The 22,549-nt window shown below is 60.8% G+C and carries 19 protein-coding genes; 9 read left to right on the plus strand and 10 right to left on the minus strand.

Features of this window, described 5'->3' with window-relative positions; all coding sequences use genetic code 11:
- Position 1 precedes the first annotated feature (1 nt).
- Together B0E48_RS08115 and B0E48_RS08120 are read right to left on the minus strand one after the other, a co-directional pair.
- Positions 2-883: an arginase family protein gene (locus tag B0E48_RS08115; protein WP_077517638.1), complete on the minus strand. Its 882-nt coding sequence runs from the start codon at positions 881-883 to the stop codon at positions 2-4.
- On the minus strand, positions 876-1,946 hold the full coding sequence (locus B0E48_RS08120; protein ID WP_077517639.1) for a GNAT family N-acetyltransferase: 1,071 nt from the start codon (positions 1,944-1,946) through the stop codon (positions 876-878). Before B0E48_RS08120 ends, B0E48_RS08115 begins: the two co-directional genes overlap by 8 nt.
- A 68-nt stretch (positions 1,947-2,014) precedes the next feature.
- On the opposite strand from B0E48_RS08120, the gene B0E48_RS08125 reads away from it, so the two are divergent.
- On the plus strand, positions 2,015-2,287 hold the full coding sequence (locus B0E48_RS08125; RefSeq protein WP_077517640.1) for a phosphopantetheine-binding protein: 273 nt from the start codon (positions 2,015-2,017) through the stop codon (positions 2,285-2,287).
- The gene (locus B0E48_RS08130) at positions 2,287-3,519 is read left to right on the plus strand and encodes a beta-ketoacyl-[acyl-carrier-protein] synthase family protein (protein ID WP_077517641.1); all 1,233 of its coding nucleotides are present in this window, start codon (positions 2,287-2,289) and stop codon (positions 3,517-3,519) included. Before B0E48_RS08125 ends, B0E48_RS08130 begins: the two co-directional genes overlap by 1 nt.
- An 86-nt stretch (positions 3,520-3,605) precedes the next feature.
- On the opposite strand, the gene B0E48_RS08135 is transcribed toward B0E48_RS08130, so the two are convergent.
- Both B0E48_RS08135 and B0E48_RS08140 read right to left on the minus strand, forming a co-directional pair.
- Positions 3,606-5,006 carry an aminotransferase class III-fold pyridoxal phosphate-dependent enzyme gene (locus B0E48_RS08135; RefSeq protein ID WP_077517642.1) on the minus strand — a complete coding sequence of 467 codons (1,401 nt, stop codon included), beginning with the start codon at positions 5,004-5,006 and terminating at the stop codon, positions 3,606-3,608.
- A gap of 55 nt (positions 5,007-5,061) precedes the next feature.
- Entirely contained in the window at positions 5,062-5,763 is a 702-nt protein-coding gene (locus B0E48_RS08140) for an MtnX-like HAD-IB family phosphatase (protein ID WP_077517643.1), read from the minus strand.
- A gap of 140 nt (positions 5,764-5,903) precedes the next feature.
- Here B0E48_RS08140 and B0E48_RS08145 point away from each other — a divergent pair, with 140 nt between their 5' ends.
- From B0E48_RS08145 to B0E48_RS08170, 6 genes are all read left to right on the plus strand, one after another.
- Complete coding sequence (locus B0E48_RS08145; protein WP_077517644.1) at positions 5,904-6,701, plus strand: MipA/OmpV family protein; 798 nt, start codon at positions 5,904-5,906, stop codon at positions 6,699-6,701.
- A gap of 102 nt (positions 6,702-6,803) precedes the next feature.
- Positions 6,804-7,418: a hypothetical protein gene (locus B0E48_RS08150; protein ID WP_077517645.1), complete on the plus strand. Its 615-nt coding sequence runs from the start codon at positions 6,804-6,806 to the stop codon at positions 7,416-7,418.
- A 578-nt stretch (positions 7,419-7,996) separates the two neighbouring features.
- Positions 7,997-9,541: a DUF4331 domain-containing protein gene (locus B0E48_RS08155; protein ID WP_217317873.1), complete on the plus strand. Its 1,545-nt coding sequence runs from the start codon at positions 7,997-7,999 to the stop codon at positions 9,539-9,541.
- A gap of 56 nt (positions 9,542-9,597) precedes the next feature.
- On the plus strand, positions 9,598-10,902 hold the full coding sequence (locus B0E48_RS08160) for a hypothetical protein (RefSeq protein WP_139350203.1): 1,305 nt from the start codon (positions 9,598-9,600) through the stop codon (positions 10,900-10,902).
- A complete protein-coding gene (locus tag B0E48_RS08165; protein ID WP_077517647.1) occupies positions 10,899-12,158 on the plus strand; it encodes a HupE/UreJ family protein in 1,260 nt (419 codons plus the stop codon). The genes B0E48_RS08160 and B0E48_RS08165 overlap by 4 nt, the downstream gene beginning before the upstream one ends.
- Before the next feature lie 191 nt (positions 12,159-12,349).
- The gene (locus B0E48_RS08170; RefSeq protein WP_217317875.1) at positions 12,350-14,506 is read left to right on the plus strand and encodes a TonB-dependent receptor; all 2,157 of its coding nucleotides are present in this window, start codon (positions 12,350-12,352) and stop codon (positions 14,504-14,506) included.
- Positions 14,507-14,622: 116 nt separating this feature from the next.
- On the opposite strand, the gene B0E48_RS08175 is transcribed toward B0E48_RS08170, so the two are convergent.
- Positions 14,623-14,937 carry a non-heme iron oxygenase ferredoxin subunit gene (locus B0E48_RS08175; RefSeq protein WP_077517649.1) on the minus strand — a complete coding sequence of 105 codons (315 nt, stop codon included), beginning with the start codon at positions 14,935-14,937 and terminating at the stop codon, positions 14,623-14,625.
- A complete protein-coding gene (locus tag B0E48_RS08180) occupies positions 14,934-15,482 on the minus strand; it encodes an N-acetyltransferase (protein ID WP_077517650.1) in 549 nt (182 codons plus the stop codon). Before B0E48_RS08180 ends, B0E48_RS08175 begins: the two co-directional genes overlap by 4 nt.
- Before the next feature lie 171 nt (positions 15,483-15,653).
- On the opposite strand from B0E48_RS08180, the gene B0E48_RS08185 reads away from it, so the two are divergent.
- A complete protein-coding gene (locus B0E48_RS08185; RefSeq protein WP_077517651.1) occupies positions 15,654-17,690 on the plus strand; it encodes a M13-type metalloendopeptidase in 2,037 nt (678 codons plus the stop codon).
- Positions 17,691-17,788: 98 nt separating this feature from the next.
- Here the strand turns inward: B0E48_RS08185 and panE are convergent, their stop codons facing one another.
- The 4 genes from panE to B0E48_RS08210 form a co-directional block, all read right to left on the minus strand.
- The gene (panE, locus tag B0E48_RS08190; RefSeq protein WP_077517652.1) at positions 17,789-18,724 is read right to left on the minus strand and encodes a 2-dehydropantoate 2-reductase; all 936 of its coding nucleotides are present in this window, start codon (positions 18,722-18,724) and stop codon (positions 17,789-17,791) included.
- A complete protein-coding gene (locus B0E48_RS08195; RefSeq protein WP_077517653.1) occupies positions 18,712-19,641 on the minus strand; it encodes an acyltransferase in 930 nt (309 codons plus the stop codon). The genes panE and B0E48_RS08195 overlap by 13 nt, the downstream gene beginning before the upstream one ends.
- A gap of 1,095 nt (positions 19,642-20,736) precedes the next feature.
- On the minus strand, positions 20,737-21,417 hold the full coding sequence (locus tag B0E48_RS08205) for a CPBP family intramembrane glutamic endopeptidase (RefSeq protein ID WP_168170315.1): 681 nt from the start codon (positions 21,415-21,417) through the stop codon (positions 20,737-20,739).
- A gap of 31 nt (positions 21,418-21,448) precedes the next feature.
- Positions 21,449-21,886, minus strand: a complete 438-nt coding sequence (locus B0E48_RS08210) for a DUF1801 domain-containing protein (protein ID WP_077517655.1) — start codon at positions 21,884-21,886, stop codon at positions 21,449-21,451.
- Positions 21,887-22,549 lie beyond the last annotated feature (663 nt).

The raw sequence follows: 22,549 nt of genomic DNA on the forward strand, positions 1-22,549 counted from the left end.
GTCAGCCTGACCTTGCTGAAATCGCCGTGAGCAACTGCAAGTTCAACGCATGCTGCTGCGCCTGCCAGCCGGCCAGTTGCGCCGGATCGATTTCGGGCTGCTCGTCCATCGCCGACAGCCGGCGTTTCCACCAGCTCTGGTAGCGGTAATGCGAGACCTCGCCGTTGATGTCGCTGCCGACCAGGCCGTGGCGGAGGCTGTCGATCAAGGCCAGCGCATGATCGGTCAGCAGTCGGCCCTGATCCCAGTTGGTATGCGCCACCTCGGGTGAGAACGCATCCTTGTCGATCGACAAATAGCTCGGCGCCGTCTGGTTGCGCTGCACTTCGACGAACGCATCGACCATCGCCTCTGGCGTGTCGAAACCACGGAACGCATGCGCCAGCCCTAGCCGGCGCGACCAGCCGGTATCCACGCCGATGCTCCAGTAACTCAGCTTGCCGCGACGCAACGGCGTGAGGTAGTTCTCCCACGCATGACCAGCGCCGATATCGGCCGAGGTGATGCCGAGCACATGCACATGACTGACCTGCGGCAGCATCGCTACCCGACGCACCCACGAACCGCAATGCACGCCGAACGGAAAGCGCATGTTGTCCGGATGGTTGTCCAGCACCACGACCTGCATCGGCGTGCGCGGCTGCAGGCGTTCAATCAGCGGCCAGCTCAAATGATGGAAGTCGCCGCTACCCATGAACACGGTGCCGTATTCAGCCGGCAGCAACTCGTCCAGCATCGTGCGGAAACGCCGCATCGTCGCCAGAGAGCAGCCGAAGCGGATCGATTCCTGCCAGTGCGCCAGCGGCAACACCAGCCGGTCAGCCAGCGGCCCGACCGACTGGTCGATGTCGAGTACGACGGGCCGGTTCGCCAGGTTATTCATCGGTAGCCTCCGTGGCCGCCTGCCAGCTGCGATCACTTTCGAAATGACTGCCGAGTCGGCGCAGCAACGCGCGCAGCAGCGGATTGCGGGCATATACCGCGTGTCGGGTAAAGGTCATGCTGGCACCGAGGAAGGATTTGACTTCGGGATCGGTCCAGCCGGCCACGTAATGGCTCAAGCCATGCTGCTGCGCGTAGTCGAGATTGTGCATCCAGCTGACGAAGTACAGGTTGTGCTCGCGCGCCTGCGGATAGGCGAAGCCGACGTACTTGTCGATCAGCTTGCCGCCATGTTCGTAGCAGAGGTTCCATCCGATCATATGCCCGGCATGCCGGTAGACGAATACCACGCCGTTGCTGCCACCCTCCTGCAGTACCTCGCGGAAGAACGCTGCGCTCAAACGGTCGAAGTGGACCTCGCTCTGCGCGTACACGTTGTCGAACAGCGTATAGAACTCGGCCAAATTCGCCGCATCGTTGAAACGCGCATCACCGGTGGGTACTGCCTCGATCTCGAGATCGGCACGCGAACGCAGCTTGCGCCGGATATTTTTCCGCCGGCCGGACGACAGCCGCGCGAGATACTCGTCGCCCGAGGCGAAGTCGATCGGCACCCAAGCCAGCGCCTGCCCTTCCAGCAACACATAGCCTTCACGTTCACAGGCCCGAGCGAATTCGCGCGCATACGCGTTGTCGGCATCGCTGAGCAGCGGCGAATCCTGTGCGATGTCCTTGACGATCATCAGCTTGCATTCACGCCCGTATGTCGCCTTCAGCCCCTGCGCCAATGCGGCTGGCGTCGCGCCCAACGGCAGCGGCGCGTACTCGGACACGGTAGTCCCGGCAAAGCGTGTGCGCCAGCGCAGCAGGCGCCCCCACAGGCGATACAGCGGCAAATGCGTCACCCGGCGGCGCAGCGCATCATCCGCCGTGGTCAGCAGATCAAACGGCGCCACGAAACTAGGCATGCCTTGCGGCGACAGCTGAACGGTGAAGCCGATCGGCGGCTGCGCCATGAAATGCGCCAGCAGTGCGTCCGGTTCCAGTTGTGAAATGAAAGGCATGAGTAAGCCAATTTGCCTAGACTGGTGAGTATGTAAAACTGTCGTGTGCAGCCAGGAGCCTACTCGTCATGACCGATACGACCCAGCAACAGGTTTTCGACATCATCGCCAAGCAGGCCAAGATCGACGTGGCCATCATCAAGCCCGAGTCCACCTTGAAGGATCTGGGTATCGCCTCGCTGGAGGCGATCGAACTGATCTTCGACATTGAAGAGCACTTCAACATCACCTTCCCCGACCAGCAGGGCGCGAACTTCGACAGCGATACAGTGCAGAGCTTGGTCGACGCGGTGCAGAAGGCGCTGGACGAAAAAGCCGCCGCGGGCGAAGGATCGAAGTAATGTCGACTGTTTCCATGCGTCGCGTGGTGATCACCGGCATGGGTGCGATCAGTCCGCTCGGCGTCGGTGCGGAGGCGCTGTGGCAAGGCCTGCGCGAAGGTCGCAGTGCGATCGGCCCGCTGCGCCATCCGGATGCCGAGCGCCTGCGCGTGAAGATTGCCGCGCAGGTGCCGGATAGTTTCGACCCGACCGCGAATATTGAAGAACGCACCCTGATCATGCTCGACCGCACCTCCGAATTCGCGCTGCATGCGGCACGTGAGGCGATCGCACAATCCGGGCTGGACTTCAGCCAGAACGAACTTGGCGTGCGCACGGCGGTGGTAGTCGGCACCGGCGTCGGCGGTGAAAACACCCAGGACGAACAGAGCAAGCGGCTGTACGGGGAGAACTCCCCGCGTGCGCATCCGTTGACCATCGTGCGGGTGATGACGAATGCATCGGCCAGCCAGATCAGCATCGCCTACGGCCTGCGCGGACCGACCTTTGCCGTCTCCAGCGCCTGCGCCTCGGCGAACCACGCCATCATCCAGGCGGCGCAGATGATCCGCTATGGTCTGGCCGATGTCGCCATTACCGGCGGCACTGAAGCCTGCCTGACCTATGGCGCCTTGCGCGCATGGGAAGCGATGCGCGTGCTGGCCGACGATACCTGCCGCCCCTTCAGCATCAATCGTCGCGGACTTGTGCTCGGTGAGGGTGCCGGTATCTTCGTGCTGGAATCGATGGAACACGCGCAGGCGCGCGGCGCCACCATCCTGGCCGAACTGGCCGGCGTTGGCATGACCGCGGATGCCACCGACATCGTGATGCCGAGCGCGGAAGGCTCTTCCGCGGCGATGAGCCAGGCGCTGGCCGATGCCGGCCTCGCTCCGCAAGATGTCGACTACATCAACGCCCACGGCACCGGCACGCAAGCCAACGACGTCACCGAGACCAAAGCGATCCGCCTCGCGTTCGGCACGCATGCCGATCGCCTCGCGGTGTCCTCGACCAAGTCGATGCATGGCCATGCGCTGGGCGCTTCCGGCGCGCTGGAGCTGGTGGCCGTGGTCGGCGCCTTGCGCGACAGCGTGGTGCCGCCCACTGCGAACCTGGACAAGGTCGACCCGGCCTGCGATCTGGACTATGTGCCGAACGTCGCTCGCGAGATGCCGGTGCGCGCCGCACTGACCAACTCGTTCGCGTTCGGCGGGCTCAACGCAGTACTGGCGCTCAAGCGCGCGCCGTAACGACGTTTCGCCCGGCAACAAACAAAAGAACCCGGCGAGCGATCGCCGGGTTCTTTTTGCGCGTGATGATCCACGCGCGGCCAAGCTCAGCCCTTCTTGGCTTTGGTCAGCAGCTGGTCGAGCAGCGACATCGCCAGGTCGATCTCTTCGTGCGTGATGTCCAGCGACGGCGCGAACGTGATCACGTTCTTGTACCAGCCGCCCACGTCCAGCACGAGGCCGATCTTCTTGCCGTTGTGCTCGAGGTCACCGGCCAGGCCGATGTCGACCATCTTGTCGAGCAGCTCCTTGTTCGGCGTGAAGCCGTCGTCGGTGCAGATCTCGGCGCGCAGCGCGAGGCCGAGGCCATCGACGTCGCCGATTTCCTTGTGCTTCTTCTGCAGGTCACGCAAGCCTTCGAGGAAATGCGCGCCCTTCTTCGGCACCGTGGTCTCGTAGTCCAGCTCGTAACCCATCTTGATCACTTCCAGACCCAGCGCGGTGCCGAGCGGGTTGGAGTTGAAGGTGGAATGGGTCGAGCCCGGCGGGAACACCGTCGGATTGATCAGCTCTTCGCGCGCCCACAGACCGGACAGCGGATTCAGGCCATTGGTCAGTGCCTTGCCGAACACCACGATGTCCGGCGTCACGCCGAAATTCTCGATCGACCACAGCTTGCCGGTGCGCCAGAAACCCATCTGGATTTCGTCGGACACCATCAGGATGCCGTACTTGTCGAGCACCTTCTTCAGGCCCTTGAAGAATCCCGGTGGCGGGATCACGTAACCGCCGGTACCCTGGATCGGCTCGACGTAGAACGCGGCGTATTCGCACTGGTTCGTCTTCGGGTCCCACACGCCGTTGTATTCGGTCTCGAACAGGCGCTCGAACTGGCGCACGCAGCTGTCGGAATACTCTTCCGGCGTCATGCCCTTCGGGCGACGGAACGGATACGGGAACGGCAGGAACATCGCGCGCTCGCCGAAATGGCCGAAGCGGCGGCGATAGCGATAGCTCGACGTGATCGACGAGGCGCCCAGCGTGCGGCCGTGATAACCACCCTCGAACGCGAACATCAGGCTCTTGCCGTTGCAGGCGTTGCGCACGATCTTCAGCGAATCCTCGATCGCCTGCGCACCACCGACATTGAAATGCACGCGGCCGTCGAGGCCAAACTTCTTCTTCGCATCCAGCGCCACGGTCTTGGCCAGCTCGATACGGGTCTGGTGCAGGTACTGGCTGGCGACCTGCGGCAAGCGGTCGATCTGATCCTTCAGCACGTTGTTGAGGCGCTGGTTGCCATAGCCGAAGTTGACCGCCGAGTACCACATCTGCAGATCGAGGAACGGCGTGCCGGCGGTATCGAACATGTAGCTGCCTTCGCCGTGACGGAAGATTTTCGGCGGGTCTACATAATGCACGGTGTCACCGAACGAGCTGTACTTGGCCTCGTCGGCGAGCAGCTGCGCGTCGTCGATGAAACCGGCGGCGGTCTTGTCGATTTTCATGGGGAATGATCCGGAATGATTCGGGGGTGTCGGAAGAATGTAGCGTGCGGCGCGATCAGGAAACTGCGCGCACCGGCTCGTGATGCCAATGGCTGGCCAGGCTGCCGTCGAGCAGCTTCGGCAGGAACTCCAGCGCATCCTCGAAACCAGTGATCGGCACGTAGTCGATGCCGGTCGCACGGCAATGCTCGATCAGGCGATGCTTGGCAAACACGAAATCGACGCGATCGGCGGCGCAGAAATCCGAAGCGCCGTCGCCGATCAGCAGGGTCTTCGCACCGGTCGTGCGGGCCTGCGCCACGCAGGCGCACTTGCAGGTACCGCTGCGGCAACCCTCGGCCTGGAACGGCGATGTCAGCTGCCACTGCTTCGGCGGCTCCGCCGGTGACAGGTGGTTCGCCGCCAGCGGAAGCGTATCCAGTCCGTAGCGGCCGAGAATCTTGTGGATCGCGTAATCGAGACCGTCGCTGACCACGCGGATCGGCACGTTCAGTTCGCGCGCCTTCGCCACGAAACCCGGAAACGCGTGGTCGATCCACAGCTCGCCCAGATGCGCATCGAGTTCCGCGCGAGTCATCTGCAGCAGCTCGACCTGGCCGGACATGCACTCGCGCGAGCCGATACGGCCGGCGCGCCAGTCCTGCTCCAGCACTTCCCACCCGGGACGACCGAAACGGTCGAGCAGGGAGTCGATCACGTCTTCGACAGAGATGGTGCCGTCGAAATCACACAGGATGGTCCAGCCAGACACGGACATCGGGAACTCACGCTAATAACGATACCGCACAGGGTAGAAACCCTGCCTTTCGGCGCCCTTTCCCCTTTCCTAACAAATGCTGAGCAAAAACCCACCGCTGCGCCCCCATTCAGGGCCGCAGGCCCTATGCTGCCGCCCCCATGAGTTCTACGCCCCGGCATTCCTCCCCCTTTCGTCGATCCTTGCTGCTGACCAGCCTGCTGGCATGCCTGCTGTGGGCACAGGCCAGCCTGGCCGATATCGACCCAAACATCCTGGCTGGCGGCGTCGGCATGGAATACCTGCCCAGCTGGCCCGGAGCGAAAACCTCGCGCAGCCAGCCAATACCCTACGTTGACATCGAGATCCCCAACCGGATCAGCCTGTCGACCCTGGACGGCCTCCAGGTCGACCTGCTCGGCGGCAAGGTGTTGCATGGCGGCCTCTACGGCGACTATCAGTGGGGCCGCGACAGCGATGACCTCGGCGTATTGCGCAACAAGATCGCCCCGCTATCGCCACGCCTCACCATGGGCGGCTATCTGGAATGGCAGCTCAGCAAGAATATCGATGTCGGCACCAATCTCAGCCACGACACCAGCGGCGCCGGCGCTTATCTCAATGTCTATGCCGAGTGGGATCTGCCCAAGGTATGGCTGCTGCAGCATTCCGTCGAACTGCACTGGCAGGCGATGAATGCGCACGCGATGAACCGCTTCTTCGGCATCAGTCCGGCTCAGGCCAGCGTGCTCAACGTGCCTGCCTGGCACCCTGGCACTGGCAGCCAGCTCGCCTCGCTGGAATACGACCTGTTCGTGCCGACCAGCCAGCACACCGGTTTCGCGGTGGCGCTGGTGTATGGACGACTGCTCGGCGATGCCGGTGACAGTCCCCTGGTGACGCAGTTCGGTTCGCGAACGCAGTTGTCGGAATCGCTGGCGTTTATCTATCACCTTTGAGGGTGGACGCTCGCCTGGGTCAGCGCGCCGGATGTTGCGCAGCCACGGCGGTCTGAGCGATACACTGGCGCTTGGTTCAAGTCCCCAGGCCAAGGAATCGATATGGCGAAGTCGCTCACTGCACTGGTCGCTGCATCCGCGTTCATCCTGCTGATCCCCGCTGCCCACGCCGACCAGACGATCGTGTTTCTGCGCCACGGCGAAAAGCCGCCGCTGGGACTGGGCCAACTTGACTGCCAGGGCCTGAACCGCGCGCTGGCGCTGCCGCAGGTGCTGCTGACAAAGTTCGGCACACCCACCGCGATCTATGCGCCCGATCCGGGAACCACCGCGAAAGACAAGGGCGTTGAGTACAACTATGTCCGCCCGCTGGCCACCATCGAGCCGACGGCGATTCGGCTGGGCCTGCCGGTCAACACTTCGCTCGGGTTGCGGCAAATCAAGCAGCTTGAGCAGGAACTGCTCAAGCCCTCCTACAGTTCGGCGACGATCTACGTGGCGTGGGAACACAACCTGGCCCAGCAGGCGGTGCAGCATCTGATGGCCGCTGCCGGTGGCAACGCGCAGCAGGTACCCGTATGGGCTGACGATGATTACGACGCGTTGTACGTCCTGCATGTGAAGTGGCAGAGCGGCAAGCCTGCTTCGGTGAGGTTCGAGAGAGAGGCCGAGGGGTTGAACCGTCAGTCGGCCGAGTGTCCTGACCCACGTTCCTAAGTGATGGGCAACCACATCTCCCGTGGCCAAGAATATTCTTTTCCACCTCATCGCCAAGAATGACCGCAATCAAAGCTAATGAATTGAACAACTTAGCTTGACTAATTGATCAAGCTACCGCGGCCCATCGCAGCGCAGTGGATCAGCCGAGGCGGATCAAAAGTCGATGTTCTTGCGCTGAGCAGCGATTAAGCAGTCCAAGCTTGATCCGCCGGCACGTCCAGTCGTGCCACCAGTCATTAAACGTCCAGCGTGGACTGAACTTTTAATGAACCATTGCTGAATAGCAATTGGCGATATTCACCCTGCCCTCAGGCTTTTGCATCCGCTCCCCGTATCGATGCGTACCTCCTTGTGTCTCCAAGGAAGCGAGATGGCCAGGGGGTCAACGCGAAGATCAGCCATCCGATGTGCATGCCACCGCGTCAGATACGCACGTTGGCAAAACCACCGTATCTGCCTTGCGTCGAACAGATCACACAGGAGCCGCATGCAATCGGGAGCCGCGCAGGTCGCTTTGGCCTCAAGCCCGAGAGAACTTCGCGGAATTGAATGATTCAATGCGATGAGGTAACCCCATGAAATTGAAATTGAAACCCATAGTTCTGCTCTTGAGCTTGCTGCCCGTAGTTGCGATGGCATCAAGCCATCGCGAGGCCCCGTTCATCAGCACGATGCCGCAGCTCGATGCCAGCGACTTCTACATGTTCATGAGTTATGAAACAGGTCGTGCCGGATATGTGACCCTGCTGGCTAATTACAATCCGTTGCAGGATGGTTACAGCGGCCCGAACTTCCACACGTTGAGCGATCGGGCTGTCTACGATATTCGCATCGACAACACTGGCGGTGCGAAAGCAAATCTCACTTTCCGGTTCACGTTCACCAACACGTACAACAAGCTCGCCGTTCCGACGGGCGCCAGCACGCCAACCACGGTGCCATTGATCAACATCGGTCCGATTACCGCCAGCAATCAGAGCAACCTCAACGTCACCCAGACTTACAAGGTGCAGCTCTTCAGGGACGGCCAAGCGCCTGGCGCACCGATTACCAATTTCACGGGTGGGTCGGACACGTTCATCAAACCGGTAGACAACATCGGCAACAAGTCAATCGCCGACTATGCCACGTATGCCGGCAATTACGTCTACAGCGTCATCATCCCAGGATGTGCGTCGCCTGGCCGCATGTTTGTGGGTCAGCGCAAGGATGGCTTCGTCGCTGATCTGGGCGCGATTTTCGATCTGGTGAATCTCAATCCGCTCGGGGGCGTAGGCTCGACCCCGAATGCACTTACCGACAAGAATGTCGACACGCTCGCCCTCGAAGTTCCTGTCGCCTGCTTGCGCGATACCGCCGGCGATGCCGTGATCGGTGGCTGGACAACTTCATTCGTGCAGAACAACTGGGTCTTGAGCCAGACCGGCACGCAATCGGATTACTACGCGCCGAACAACTTCTTCAGTGAGAATTTCACCCAGGTATCCCGACTGGGTTCGCCGCTGGTCAATGAACTGGTCATTGGTCTCAAGGACAAGGACAATTTCAATGGCAGCATACCGAGCAACGATGCGCAGTTTGCCAGCTATGTGACCAATCCGACGCTGCCGGTTCTATTGAATGCATTGTTCGGCACAGCGGCGGTGGTGCCAAAGACGCCACGCAACGATCTGGTAAGTGCTTTCCTTACCGGTCTGCCCGGTCTCAATCAGCCGGCCCACGTTGTCCCTTCGGAAGAGTTGCGACTCAACACCACCATCGCGCCTACAGCGCCGGCATCGCAGAATTATCTCGGTGTGCTCGGGGGCGATCTGGCGGGTTTCCCGAACGGACGTCGTCCTTACGATGATGTCGTCACCATCGCGCTTCGTGTGGTGGAAGGTGCCATTTGCAGCACGACGTTCGGTACTTGTGGCAACGAGACATCCGATCCGAACAACGGTGCGGCTTATACCGACGGCGCGAATTCACCCGGACCAACAGCAGCGACTGAAAACGTGGTGGGCGACGAGAATGCAGCGGATACCTATCTGGCTGTGTTTCCGTACCTCAACACACCGGTTGCCGGTTCGGTCAATGCAACGACGCCCAGTGCAGTCAAAGCCAGCGTCCGTCATTGATATCGCGCAAGTTTCCAAGTGATTTATTGCGGTAAACCGCCTTCGAGCATGACTCCATGAATTACACACACGAAGGCACTCTCGACGAAGTACGGCGCAGTTCATGCTGCGTCGTGCTTCGTCTTTTTTTTCCATTGCTGGTCATGCTGCCAGTTCCTCTCGCTGCACAAACGGTCCGGGACGCTCCCTACATTCCCGCCAATGACAGCGTCGTCCTGCAACTCGTGCCTCCGCAGACTGATCCTCGCGTGCGTCAATTCGATCAATTACGCAGCGATTTCAGTGCCCACCCTCAAGATGCGGCAAAAGCCGTGCTGCTTGCCACAGCCTATGTGGACTATGGACGTTCGACGGGCGATGCCCGCTACCTGGGCCGCGCAATGGCAGTGATTCAGCCATTCCTGGCATCACCGACACCACCTGTTCCGGTCTTGCTCATACACGCGACGATTCAGCAAAGCCGGCATTTTTTCCAGGCATCTCGCGACGAACTTACCCAGATTCTCAAACGTGACCCCGGCAATGTTCAGGCACTCCTGACGTTGGCCACGGTTGCGATGGTTCAGGGCGACCACGCTCTGGCAAACCGCCTGTGCGTTGACCTCACCAACAATGCCGGCAATTTCATGGGCATGATCTGTAGCGCCTCATTGCGCAGCCTCAGCGGACAAGGCGCGCAGGCCAATGCACTGTTCTCGTATGTAGAGGACCCAGGCCCGAAGGCACCACCCGCCATCGCGGCATGGATTGAGGGTTTGATGGCCGATAACGCGGCACGCATGGGCCTCGTCGATCAGGCCGACACTCACTTCAAGAAAGCCCTGCAACTGACGCCGGGCGACAACTTTCTCCTGGCCGATTACGGCGAATTTCTGATTGATCACGGCCGCGCCAAAGAGGCGATTGATCTGGTCGGCGGGGATACCCAATCCGACACGTCGTTTCTGGTTCTTGTGACAGCGGAGAAGGCACTCGGTTTGCCGAAAGCCAAAACCGACATCACGGAAATGGATGCCCGGTTTCGGTCCATGGACCAACGCGGGGATCACGTCTTCATGCGCGAGGAGGCGAGCTATCTATTGCATGTCGAGCATGATCCAAAGATCGCGCTGGATTTGGCCACGCAAAATTGGCAGGTACAGCGTGCACCCAAGGACGTGCGAGTCTATCTCGAGGCGGCGCTGGCCACGAACGATCCTGCGGCAGCAAAGCCCGCGCTCGATTTCATCGATAGTACGCACCTCAGGGATGTGACCATCGATCCACTCGTGGCGCAGCTGAAGGCCGCGCAGCCGGACCGATCAGCCTTGAGCGTGCCGGCATCACCCAGCCGCTCTTTCGCACGCGGGAGCGATCGATGAACCTGCACAGATGGCTATATGTCTTGTTCGTCATCGCCATTGGCTTCAGCCCGCTGAGCGCCCATGCACACAAGGAAAGCGATGCCTACCTCACCTTGCGCACCGACACCGCCAACGATCACGTAATGCATGGCCAGTGGGATATCGCCCTGCGTGATCTCGACTATGCGATCGGTCTCGACAGCAGGCACGATGGAGCGATCACCTGGGGCGAGGTCAAGGCGCAGCGCAAGGTCATGGAGGACTATGCGTTGTCGCGGCTTCAGGTCAAGGGAGACGGCCTGACCTGTGCGATGCAGCCGACCGGGCAGAAAATCGACGAACACACCGATGGCGCCTATGCAGTCATCCTGTTCGATGCGGTCTGCGACAAGAACATCCCGAGCAAGCTCACCGTCGCCTATCGCCTGATGTACGACCTCGATCCCTATCACCGCGGTATTGTCACCATCCACGCGGGCGACAAGATCGCCGGCGCCGTGCTCGGGCCGAGCGATCCCGTGGCCAGTCTGAACTTGCGCGAGCCGGACCGCTGGGGGGAATTCAAGAGCTTTGTCACGGACGGTATCTGGCACATCTGGACCGGCATCGATCACATACTGTTTCTGCTGTCGTTGTTGCTGCCTGCGGTCCTGATCAGGCGCCGCTTGCAGCCGCGGAGTGATGGATGGCGCGCGAGTGCTGCCTTGGCCGAGACCAGCGGCGCGTTGATGGCGCTTGCGGCGCAACCCCCGCAATATCGCTGGGAGGCTTCGCCGAGATTCTGGCCGGCATGCCTGGATGTCATCAAGGTCGTATCCGCGTTCAGCCTGTCGCATTCGGTGACGCTGTCGCTGGCCGTTCTTGGCATCGTGCACTTGCCCGATCGACTGGTGGAATCCGGTATCGCTTTGTCAGTGATGGTCGCTGCACTGAACAACATCTATCCGGTTGTACACAAGCGCGTCTGGTTGATTGCCTTTGCCTTCGGTTTCATCCACGGCCTGGGTTTTGCCAGTGCCCTGGCCGGGCTGCAGTTGCCGGCTGGCGCGATGGCAGCATCCCTCGGTGGTTTCAGCGTTGGCGTGGAGATCGGCCAGGAAGCCATCGTGCTGGCCTTCCTGCCGCTGGCGTACGTGCTTCGCAAGACATGGTTCTATCAAGTGGTGCTCTTGCGCTGGGGCTCGCTGTTGATCATCGCTCTCGCCACAGGTTGGTTGGTGCAGCGGGCCTTCAATATCCTGATTCCAGGTTTCAGCGCGATTATTCCAAATTGATCCGGCGCCGCGGTGCCAGAGCTGACACGTTGTCCGTATTGCGCCCGTACTTACTTTGAATTGAACGCTGCAGATTATTCGTGCGGCTTTCGGGAATTGGTCAGTATCACTGTGGATCTTGGTTTGCCGTTGTGCGCACCGTGGGTCAGTCTATGGATACGCTGCACTCTTATCGCTTTCTAGCGAAGAGCTTGCCGAGGTGGCTCGCCGGCTTGGTGCTATGTGTTACTTCGATCGCTCACGCGCAGCCTGCCGACACGCCAGCGAGCCAGCCAACCAGCGATACCGCGCCGGCCAGTGCATCTTCAGCCATCACGCTGACGCCAGTCGACGTGATTGGCCACTACAGCAACGGTATTGGCACTTCCAGTGCCGCGTCGCAGGGCGTCATCCTCGGCTCGCTGCTGCAGGATATTCCGCTGCTGCGTCCGGGAGAGGTGCTGGAGGCGATTCCAGGCATGGTGGTAACCCAGCATTCGGGCGATGGCAAGGCCAACCAGTATTTTCTGCGCGGCTACAACCTCGATCACGGCACCGACTTCGCCAGCAACGTCGACGGCGTGCCGGTCAACATGCCGACCAATGCGCACGGTCAGGGCTATTCCGACCTCAATTTCCTGATACCCGAACTGGTGCAGCAGATCGACTACCGCAAAGGCACCTACTTTGCCGAGAGCGGCGATTTTTCCGCAGCCGGTTCGGCCGACATTCTTTACCGCAACGCCTTACCCAGTCCCATCCTCAACCTCACCCTCGGCAGCTTCGATTACCGCCGCGTGCTGCTGGCCGGCTCCACGCCAGTGTCGCTGCCGGCCTGGGCCACTACCGACAACGGCAACACCAGCGCCGCCGGTCCCACCGTACTGGCTGCGGTGGAGGTGCTGAGCGAAAACGGGCCGTGGCGATTGCCCGAAGACATGCACAAATTCAACGGACTGGCGCGCCTGAGCGATGGCGATGCCGCGCGTGGCTGGTCCATCGACCTCAACGCCTATGACGCCCATTGGGATTCCACCGACCAGGTGCCACTGTTGCTCATCCAGTCCGGGGCGCTGTGTCGGGTCTGCGCGCTGGACACCAGCGATGGCGGCTATAGCGGCCGCGACATCCTCTCAGGCGAATGGCACACCCAGGACGCCAGCGGTTACACCAAGGTATCGGCGTATGCCGAGCACTACCGACTGCAGTTGTTTTCCGACTTCACCTATTTCGAGCTGCGCCCGGACACCGGCGACCAGTTCGAGCAGGCAGAGTCGCGCAACCTGGCAGGCACCAAAGTCGCCCAGGGCTGGACCGGAAGCCTGTTCGGCCATGATTCCACTACCGAGGCCGGCTTTCAGCTGCGTCACGACCATATCGATGTCGGCCTGTTCAACACGGAGGACCGCATCCCGTTCCAGACCGTCAACGACAATCGCGTCAACGAAACCGAAACGGCCGTCTATCTCGAGAACACCACCGTGTGGAGCGACTGGTTTCGCAGTCAGATCGGTATACGCCAGGACGATATTCACCTGGGCCTGACCGAGTTGAATATCCCGCATAACACCGGCGACGCGTCCGGGAACCGTACATCGCCAAAGCTGGCGCTGGTCTTCGGTCCGTGGGCCAGGACCGAGTTTTTCCTCGATGCCGGCGACGGCTTCCACAGCAACGACGCGCGCGGCGTGATCTACCGGGTCGACCCGACGACTGGTGGCCCGGCATCACCCGTACCGCCGCTGGTGGCTGCCTTCGGTCAGGAGATCGGCGTGCGCACCGAGATCATCCCCGGTCTGCAAAGCTCGCTGTCGTTGTGGCGTTTGAACAGTGAATCCGAGCTGGTCTACGACGCGGACTCGGCGGTCGGAAGCACCACGCCCAACGGCGCCAGCAGGCGTTACGGCGTGGAGTGGAACAATCACGCGGTGATCAATGACTGGTTGCTGTTCGACGCCGATCTGGCGTGGACGCATGCGCGATTTTCCAACAACAACGACAACGGCGAGCTGGGTGATCACATACCCAACGCGGTGCCGAAGGTCGCATCGGTGGGCCTGACCGTGCATGACGTCGACAACTGGTCGGGTGATATCAAGCTGCGCTACATCGGCAAGTACCCGCTATCGCAGGACAACACGCTGGTCGGTTCGTCAGCGATCGTCACCAACCTGCGCTTGGCACACGCGTTCACGCCATCGGTGTCGCTATCACTCGACGTGCTGAACTTGTTCGACCGCAAGTATGACGACATCGAATATGAGCAGGACTACCGTGCTTCGCTTGCCAGCGCGCCGGTACCCGATGGTGTCACCGTGCATCCCGGCGAACCGCGGGAGGTACGTCTCAGCCTTGATCTGAAGCTCTGATACTTTCTACAAAACGGCCGTGCTCCAAGGATGGACGCATCGGGACAAGTGGGTTAAGGGTTGCCTGCCTCGTTTTGAAAATCATTTGATGGGTCCGGTACGTTCAGTACACCCTCTCACCGGTCATCCCTTGTCCAGATCGTCCCTTCCTCTTCACGCACCGGAAAACTCGCGATCGGCTCATACGCCGGCGGCTTCGTCACCGCACCCGTGCGCAGATCGAAACGCGCGCCATGCCGCGGGCACTCCACTTCGAAACCATGCACCTCGCCACCGGCCAGATCGCCGCCGTCATGCGTGCAGATGTCCTCGACCGCGTACAGCGCGCCGTCGATGTTGTAGACCGCGATCGGCGTGTCGCCGTCCCACACCACCTTGAATTCGCCCGGCAGCAGTTCGCTGCGCGTGCCGACTTTCACCCAGCCATTCATGCGACAGGCCCGGTGAAGTCCTTCTGCAGCACCTCGAAGCGCAGGTCATCGCGGCGCGGAATGCCGAAGCGTTCGTCGCCATACGGAAACGGCTGGTATTCGCCGGTGCGGCGATAGCCGCGGCGCTCATACCAGGCGATCAGTTCGGCGCGCTGTTCGATCACCGTCATGCGCATCACGCGGCATTGCCACTGCTCGCGCGCGATGCGCTCGGCCTCGGCCAGCACGGCCTTGCCGAGACCACCGCCCTGCTGACCCGGGTCGACGGCGAACATGCCGAAATAGCCGGACTGGCTCTGCCGCTCCACATGGGCACTGGCGATCAACTGCCCGTCGCGTTCGGCCAGCAGGATGCAGCTGCCGGGGCGACTGACCAGTTCGCCGACGGCCTGCTCGTCGGTGCGCCGGCCATCCAGCAGTTCCGATTCGGTGGTCCAGCCGCGTCGACCCGAATCGCCGCGATAGGCGGATTCGACCAGCGCCACGATGGCAGGGATATCGGCAGCCCCGGCTGCACGGAATACGGGGGAAGTCGGCTCATTCATCGGCCGATGATAATGCCCGCGCGGCCTGCACCACCACGATCTGCGGCAGCCGCCGCCCGGCCACCCGTGACCTTCGACACTGTTTGGCACAGGCTGCCCTGCCTACGGTGCAAAGTCTGCCTGTGCAAGATCAGGCGTCGCATGCGCAATCGCGCGAACCAGGGAGAACCCATGAAACATCGACTCGTGAAACCGCTGGCGTTTGCCGTAGGCATGGCCTTGTGCACCGGCGCCCTCGCCGCTACCCCCAGTGTGTTCAATGTGCACGAGCTGGACAGCAAGATCAGAGCCTGCAGCGACCTCAACGGCTTCGTCAACGCGAAGTGGATCGCGGCGAATCCGATTCCGGCCGACCGCACGCGCTGGGGTTCGTTCGACGCGCTGCGCGAGGCCAGCCTTAACGTGCAGCACAAGATCGTCGAGGACGCCGCCAGCCACGCCGCCAAGGCTGCGCAAGGCTCGATCGAGCAGAAGATCGGTTATCTGTACGCCTCCGGCATGGATGAAGCGGCCATCGACAAGGCTGGCTTCGATCCGATCAAGCCGCAGCTGGCGCGCATCGATGGCCTGAAGAACAGCGCCGACGTGGTCGGCTACATCCGCGACAGCTATGCGCAGGGCGAGCCGGTGCTGTTCCGGTTTGGCGGCAATGCCGACTACAAGAATTCCAACAACGAGATCGCCTACGCCGGCCAGGGTGGACTTGGCCTGCCGACCACGGATTACTACAGCAAGCCGGATTTCGAGAAAATCCGCACCGCCTACGTGGCGCATATCGCCAAGCTGCTTGAGCTGACCGGCGTCAGCGCGACCGATGCACAGCAGCAGGCCAGCTCCGTGCTGGCATTCGAGACGCGCCTTGCGGCAGCTTCGCTGGCACGGGTGGAGATGCGCAAGCCGGAGAACAACTATCACTTCGTCAGCATCGCCGATGCCGACAAGGTGACGCCGGACTTCGACTGGGCCGCGTTCTTCAAGGCGCAGGGCGCCGATGTAAAGGACGGCTTCTCGCTGTCGCAGCCGAAGTTCTTTGCCGAAGTGCAGAAGATGTTCGGCGGCGTGCCGCTCGCCGAATGGCAGGCCTATTTCCGTTACCACGCGATCGACCGTGCGGCACCCTACCTGTCGACACCATTCCAGCAGGAGGACTTCGCGTTCGGCGAGCAGACCTTGAACGGCCAGAAGGAGATGCAGCCGCGCTGGAAGCGTGTGCTGGGCACCACCAACGAGGGAATGGGGATGGCACTGGGCCAGCTGTATGTGGCCCACAATTTCTCGCCAGACTCCAAGCAGCGCGCCGAGGAACTGGTCAACAATCTGCGCGCCGCCTACAAGACACGCATCGAGAACCTGGCGTGGATGAGCGATGCGACCAAAAAGAAAGCACTCGAGAAATGGGCCACCTTCGTGCCGAAGATCGGCTACCCCGACAAGTGGCGCGACTGGTCGGGCCTCACGCTGACACCGGACAACTACTACGCCAATGTGCGGGCGGCAGCCAGGTTCAACTACGACTACCGGGTCGCCAAGATCGGCAAGCCAGTGGATCGCAGCGAGTGGGGCATGACGCCGCAGACGGTGAACGCCTATTACAGCCCGCAGAAGAACGAGATCGTGTTTCCGGCGGCGATCCTGCAGCCGCCGTTCTTCGACGCCAAGGCGGATGATGCGATCAACTACGGCGGCATCGGCGCCGTGATCGGCCACGAGATGGGCCACGGCTACGATGACCAGGGCAGCAAGTTCGACGCTCAGGGTAACAACGTCAACTGGTGGACCGATGCCGACCGCAAGGCGTTCGAGGAGCGCACCGCCAAACTCGCTGCGCAGTTCGACGGCTACGAGCCGCTGCCGGGCAAGCACGTCAACGGCCAGCTCACCATGGGCGAGAACATCGGTGATCTGGGTGGCCTGAATGCGGCGTACACCGCACTGCAGGTGGCGCTGTCGAATAACCCGGCTGAAGCGAAGAAGAAAATAGACGGCTATACGCAGGATCAGCGCTTCTTCCTCAACTGGGCGCGCGTCTGGCGCGGCAGCATCCGTCCCGAAGCGCAGCTCACCCTGCTCAACACCGATCCGCACGCACCAGCGCAGTTCCGCGCGATCGGTGCGCCGTCGAACATGCCGGAGTTCGCCCAGGCGTTCCAGTGCAAGCCCGGCGATGCGATGGTGCGTTCGCCCGAAACGCAGGTGAAGATCTGGTAAGCCACAGCCACTGAGTCAACCGGAAAGCCGCGGCCATTCAGCCGCGGCTTTCCTGCATGGACTGCATGGACAGGTACATGGTGAAACGGTGCAGCTGCTTATGCGGCCGACGTGCGCACCCTGCCGGCCTCATACGCTTTCAGATGCGCGTAGACCGCGGCCAGCAACACATGCTCGCCATGCAGATGTTCCGCGCGCACCAGCATGTCGCCGATCACATGATCTGCCTCGATCGCATGGCCCTGTTGCAGGTCGCGCAGCATCGATGCGGTCAGGCTCGACCCAGCCTCGGTCAGCACGCCACGGGCACGCTGCAACGTTGCTTCGCCGGGCGCATGCCCGGATCGCTCCGCTACTGCGCGGCACTCTTCCAGCAGGCCGAGCATCACCGCCGTGCCGCCAGGTGCGGCGACGATATCGCCGACCGGAGCACGCATCAGGCAGGTGACGCCGGCCAGCGTCGCGAGGAACATCCACTTGTCCCACATGTCCTGCAGGATGGTCTGGCTGGGGCGCGCGTCGAAAGCCGCTGCAGTAAGCATCTGCGTGATCGTCTGCATCCGCCCGGATGCGCTGCCATCGCGTTCACCGAATGTGAGGCTGTGCGACTGGTTCAGATGCTGCACCACGCCATCAACATCCAGCGTGGCGGCGATCACGCACTGGCCGCCGAGCACACGTTCCGCACCGAACCGCGCGTCCAGCAGATCCAGGTGCCGCATGCCGTTCAACAGCGGCAGGATGGAGGTGTGCGGTCCGACCGCCGGCGCGATATCCGCCAGCACCTGTTCAAGCGCATAGGCCTTGCAGCTCAACAGCACGAGGTCATATGGCCTGCGCAGATCACGCGCCAGTACGGTCGGTGGTGCCGCCAGGTTTGCATCGCCAGTGGCGCTGCGTAGCACCAGGCCGGTACGCGCCAGCGCCTCAGCGCGCGCTTCCCGCACCAGGAATGTCACGTCGCGTCCATGTTGCAGTAAACGGCCGCCGAAATAACCGCCGATGGCGCCAGCGCCGACGATCAGGATACGCATCGCTGCAGCCCCTCTCGCTGTGCCACCGGCTGGTCGAGCATGCGTCCGATCTGCGCGTCCTTCTCGTCCCACAGTGTATTCACCCACGTCTGGAAACACGCACGAAACGCCGCGTCGCCTTCGTAATCGCCATGTAGTTCATGGTTGATCGGCAGCTCGCGTACGTGCACGCGGATATCGCGGATGCGGCCGGCGATCAGATCCATCATGGTGCACGGGCCATTGGGATAGACGATGGTGACGTCAAGGATCGCATGCAGCGCATCGCCCATCGCATCGAGCACGAATGCCACCCCGCCCGCCTTGGGCCGCAGCAGGTGCCGGTAAGGCGATGACTGCGCATCGTGCTTGACCGGCGTGAAACGCGTGCCTTCGACGAAGTTCATCACCGACACCGGCATGTGGCGGAATTTCTCGCAGGCGCGACGAGTAGCTTCCATGTCCTTGCCTTGCAGCTCCGGGTGCGCAGCAAGCATCTCCTTCGAATAGCGCTTCATGAACGGGAAATCCAGCGCCCACCACGCCGGCCCCAGCAACGGCACCCAGATCAGCTGGCTCTTGAGGAAGAAACGCAGGAATGGAATGCGCCGGTTGAAGATCTTCTGCAGCACCGGGATATCCACCCAGCTCTGGTGATTGCACAGCACCAGATAGTTGCCGTCATGGTGCAGATTGGTCAGCCCTTCGATCTGCCAGCGTGTCCGGGTAAACCACTCGAACATCCGGCTATTGACTGCGATCCAGCTCTCCGCAATGACGATCAGTGCGCGCGAGCACACCAGCCGGATCGCGCGGATCGGCAGCACTACCTTGACCAAGGTCAGCGCAAACAACGGCAGCACGTGCAGCACGATGTTGGCGGCGAGCAACAGCATCACGAGGGGGGTACGCAGCAGTGCGGGAAGCGTGGCGAACATGGGGGCAATCGCGGTTGGGATGTTGCAGGGTAGCGCTGTGTGGGGTGATGGTGTGAGCGCTGGAGCGGAGACTTTCTCGATGCGATGCGATGCGACGGCTTGGAGGGTGAGGGATTGTTCGGCCCATCCTTGGGCCTCACCCTTCCGCGCTACGCGCTCCAGGGCCAGCCTGCGGCTGTCCGAATTTGCTCCTGGCAAATTCGTCGAACCCGACAGGGTTCGTCCACCACCATCTCACCGCCAGATACGCAAAACGCCCCACTTGGGGGCGTTTTGCGTATCTGGCGGTGCTCGCAGTCCATAGCGAACTAGTCTCAAATCGGCCTTTCCCTGCTTTCAGGGAAAAATGCAGGGAATCTGGCGAAACGGAGGGCCCTTGGGACGCCCGAAGCCGTTCGAAGGCCGTCAATGCCTCGAACACTCCTGACAAATCCCTACGCATCGGCGCAGGGAATCCAAGCTGGCTTAACAGCGAGGGAGAATGCTCATCCACTAAACCGTAGGACCCATCTCGACCGTCACACCCTTCGTCATAATCTCGCCCTCGCGCGCCTGTTTATGCCAACGAGACAGCGTGAAGGGATGGATGTAAAGCGACGCAGCGACATCCTGCACGAGCACGCCGGGAAGCGCACTCAAGCGCACGGCAGTGGCCTTGAATTCGCCGCTGTAGCGAGTGCTGGTCGGGGGCCTGGTTTGGGCATGAGACACTCCTGAAAAGTTAGTTCAGGGTGTCCACTAAAGCGGAGGAACTATCCCGCCCACCTCGAATGATTAGTTAGGCGAAGTACCACGGAAGCCTGCTCCCGCCCAGCGGAGGCCCAATAAAAGTAGCGCAGGAACGACCACTCCCGGAATGGCAAGCGCTGCGAAGTTTGGCGCCCACAGAATTGACGGCAGTGCGACCACTCGCAGTGAACAAACAAGTAGCCAAAGTACCCACAGCACCAGATACAACCTGGTGAAACCACGCATCCAATTAATTTGCACTTCGAACTCCTTTGATAGCCTAACGCCTAAGCTAAGCGGCCGTGCGGGCTGTAACGACTGATTGCACCGAAAACTTCATCCCGCACGGTCCACTTGAGCGAATAGTTAGCCTTCACTCGCCGACAATGCCGCTCGCGCCCGTTGGCGAGAAGCGACCCAAGGGACAAATAGCGTACCCAACGCGTCGACAACGAAATGTGCGAGGATGCAGGCAAATAGATTACCTGTGACAGCAAATAACAACGACATGACGAAGGATATCCAGAGGATACCGGCTAAAGCCTTTGCGCCGTGCGTGAAATGTGCCGCCACGAACACAACGAGCGAAAGAACAAAAGCAATTGTGAGACTACCAAAAACTTCTTGGCCGATGCCAATTGCGTAGCCACGGTAAAGAACTTCCTCCGTTACCGCTGCAGTAATAACGATGAAGAACCTATATGGCGCTGAGAGGCCGTAAATTTTCTGCTGTAACTCCGACGCTTTCTTATCTTTGAAGCCAAGCTTCGTTATCAACACCTGCAATATGATTGCACCAGCGAGCATGGCGATGATTGCCACGATTGTGCTGAGGAGATCAGACCACTCGAACTGCTTGACGCCGATGCGCAACAGCCAAGCACCGTCTCCATACGCAGCAATCACGAGCACTACGGCGGCGAGAAGCCAATGCAACAGGCGACCCGTAACCGAGAGTGAGTTAAGAGAAAATCCTTTGGCGGTAAGCACGTAAAGCAACGGGCCGCCGAGCGACACCGCGAGACCGATGCATAGTATTGTTACCATGAAACTCCCCATGTGAAGGCTAACGCTGGAGTTAAGCGACGCCGGGGGCGTCCGCCTTGAATGAGTAGTTAGGGCCCGACTCAAGGCGATGTCGAATACCAGTATATGCGGTCACCACCAGCATCTTGAGTGCCGTTGAGTCAATCTCTTGCCCCGGCCTGAGCTTCACATGGCGCATGAACTTACCAGTGCCTTCTAACAAGCGCTGCGGATCTTCCATTTCGGGACCAAGGAAGAAGCCGACATTGACGTGGTTGGTGAATGCGTTCACGTAGCCGAACGCCGCATCACCGATGCACGCGGTTGGATGTCCATCGTGCAACAGCTCTTGGACATCATCACCACAGTTGCGCATCACGCCAAACCATTGTTGCGCAATGGCGCCAAGTGGCCCCGGGTGTTCTTGCATCCAGGCATCGACAGCTGGGTCGCGTTTAACCGCACTTGGAAATCGCATTAACCGGCTCATGGCTATCTCCCACGGGGCCTAACGCTTGAGTTAAGCGGCGCCGGAGGCGTCCGCCTTGAACGAATGGTTAGGCACCGACCGACTCACTGGTGAAACCTATGCTTATAGAAGCGGCTAACCAGAACCTGAAACTTCGCTGGCGGCACTCCTGCGAGTCTCCAGATGTCGCCAATAAGCGAAAAGAAAATGGACGCGATGACCGTAAAAAGAAGTGCCGGAAAGGCGAAAACCATGGAAAAGCCAAAAGTGCCACCCGACATTGACCCGGCAACTACAAGAAGGCCGCGCCAATAGGAAAATTGCGCTGTTGAACAACGGTGCCACGCATATGCTAACGCGACGAGGAAGGAAACGCTGACAGCCCCAGCCTCGCTCCAAAGTGGGACGGGGATGAGCTCATGCTTGTGGTTGAAGGCAACGACAAAGAAAGGTGATGCCAGTAGCGCAGCTATAAAAAAAGCCACGAGTATATGTGCGAAGCCTAGGCGACTCTTTCGTTGTATCACGACATTTTCCCAAGGTGCCTAACGCTAGAGTTAAGCGGCGGCGAAGCCGTCCGCCTTGAACGAATGGTTAGGCATCTTGCCGGTATGCAGACAAATACCTATTGACCAACGTAACAAGCTCGTCAAATCCGATAGCTATCGAGCTAGAAGTTATCGC

The organism is Rhodanobacter sp. C03 (assembly GCF_002001175.1).
In the GTDB taxonomy this organism is placed as follows: domain Bacteria; phylum Pseudomonadota; class Gammaproteobacteria; order Xanthomonadales; family Rhodanobacteraceae; genus Rhodanobacter.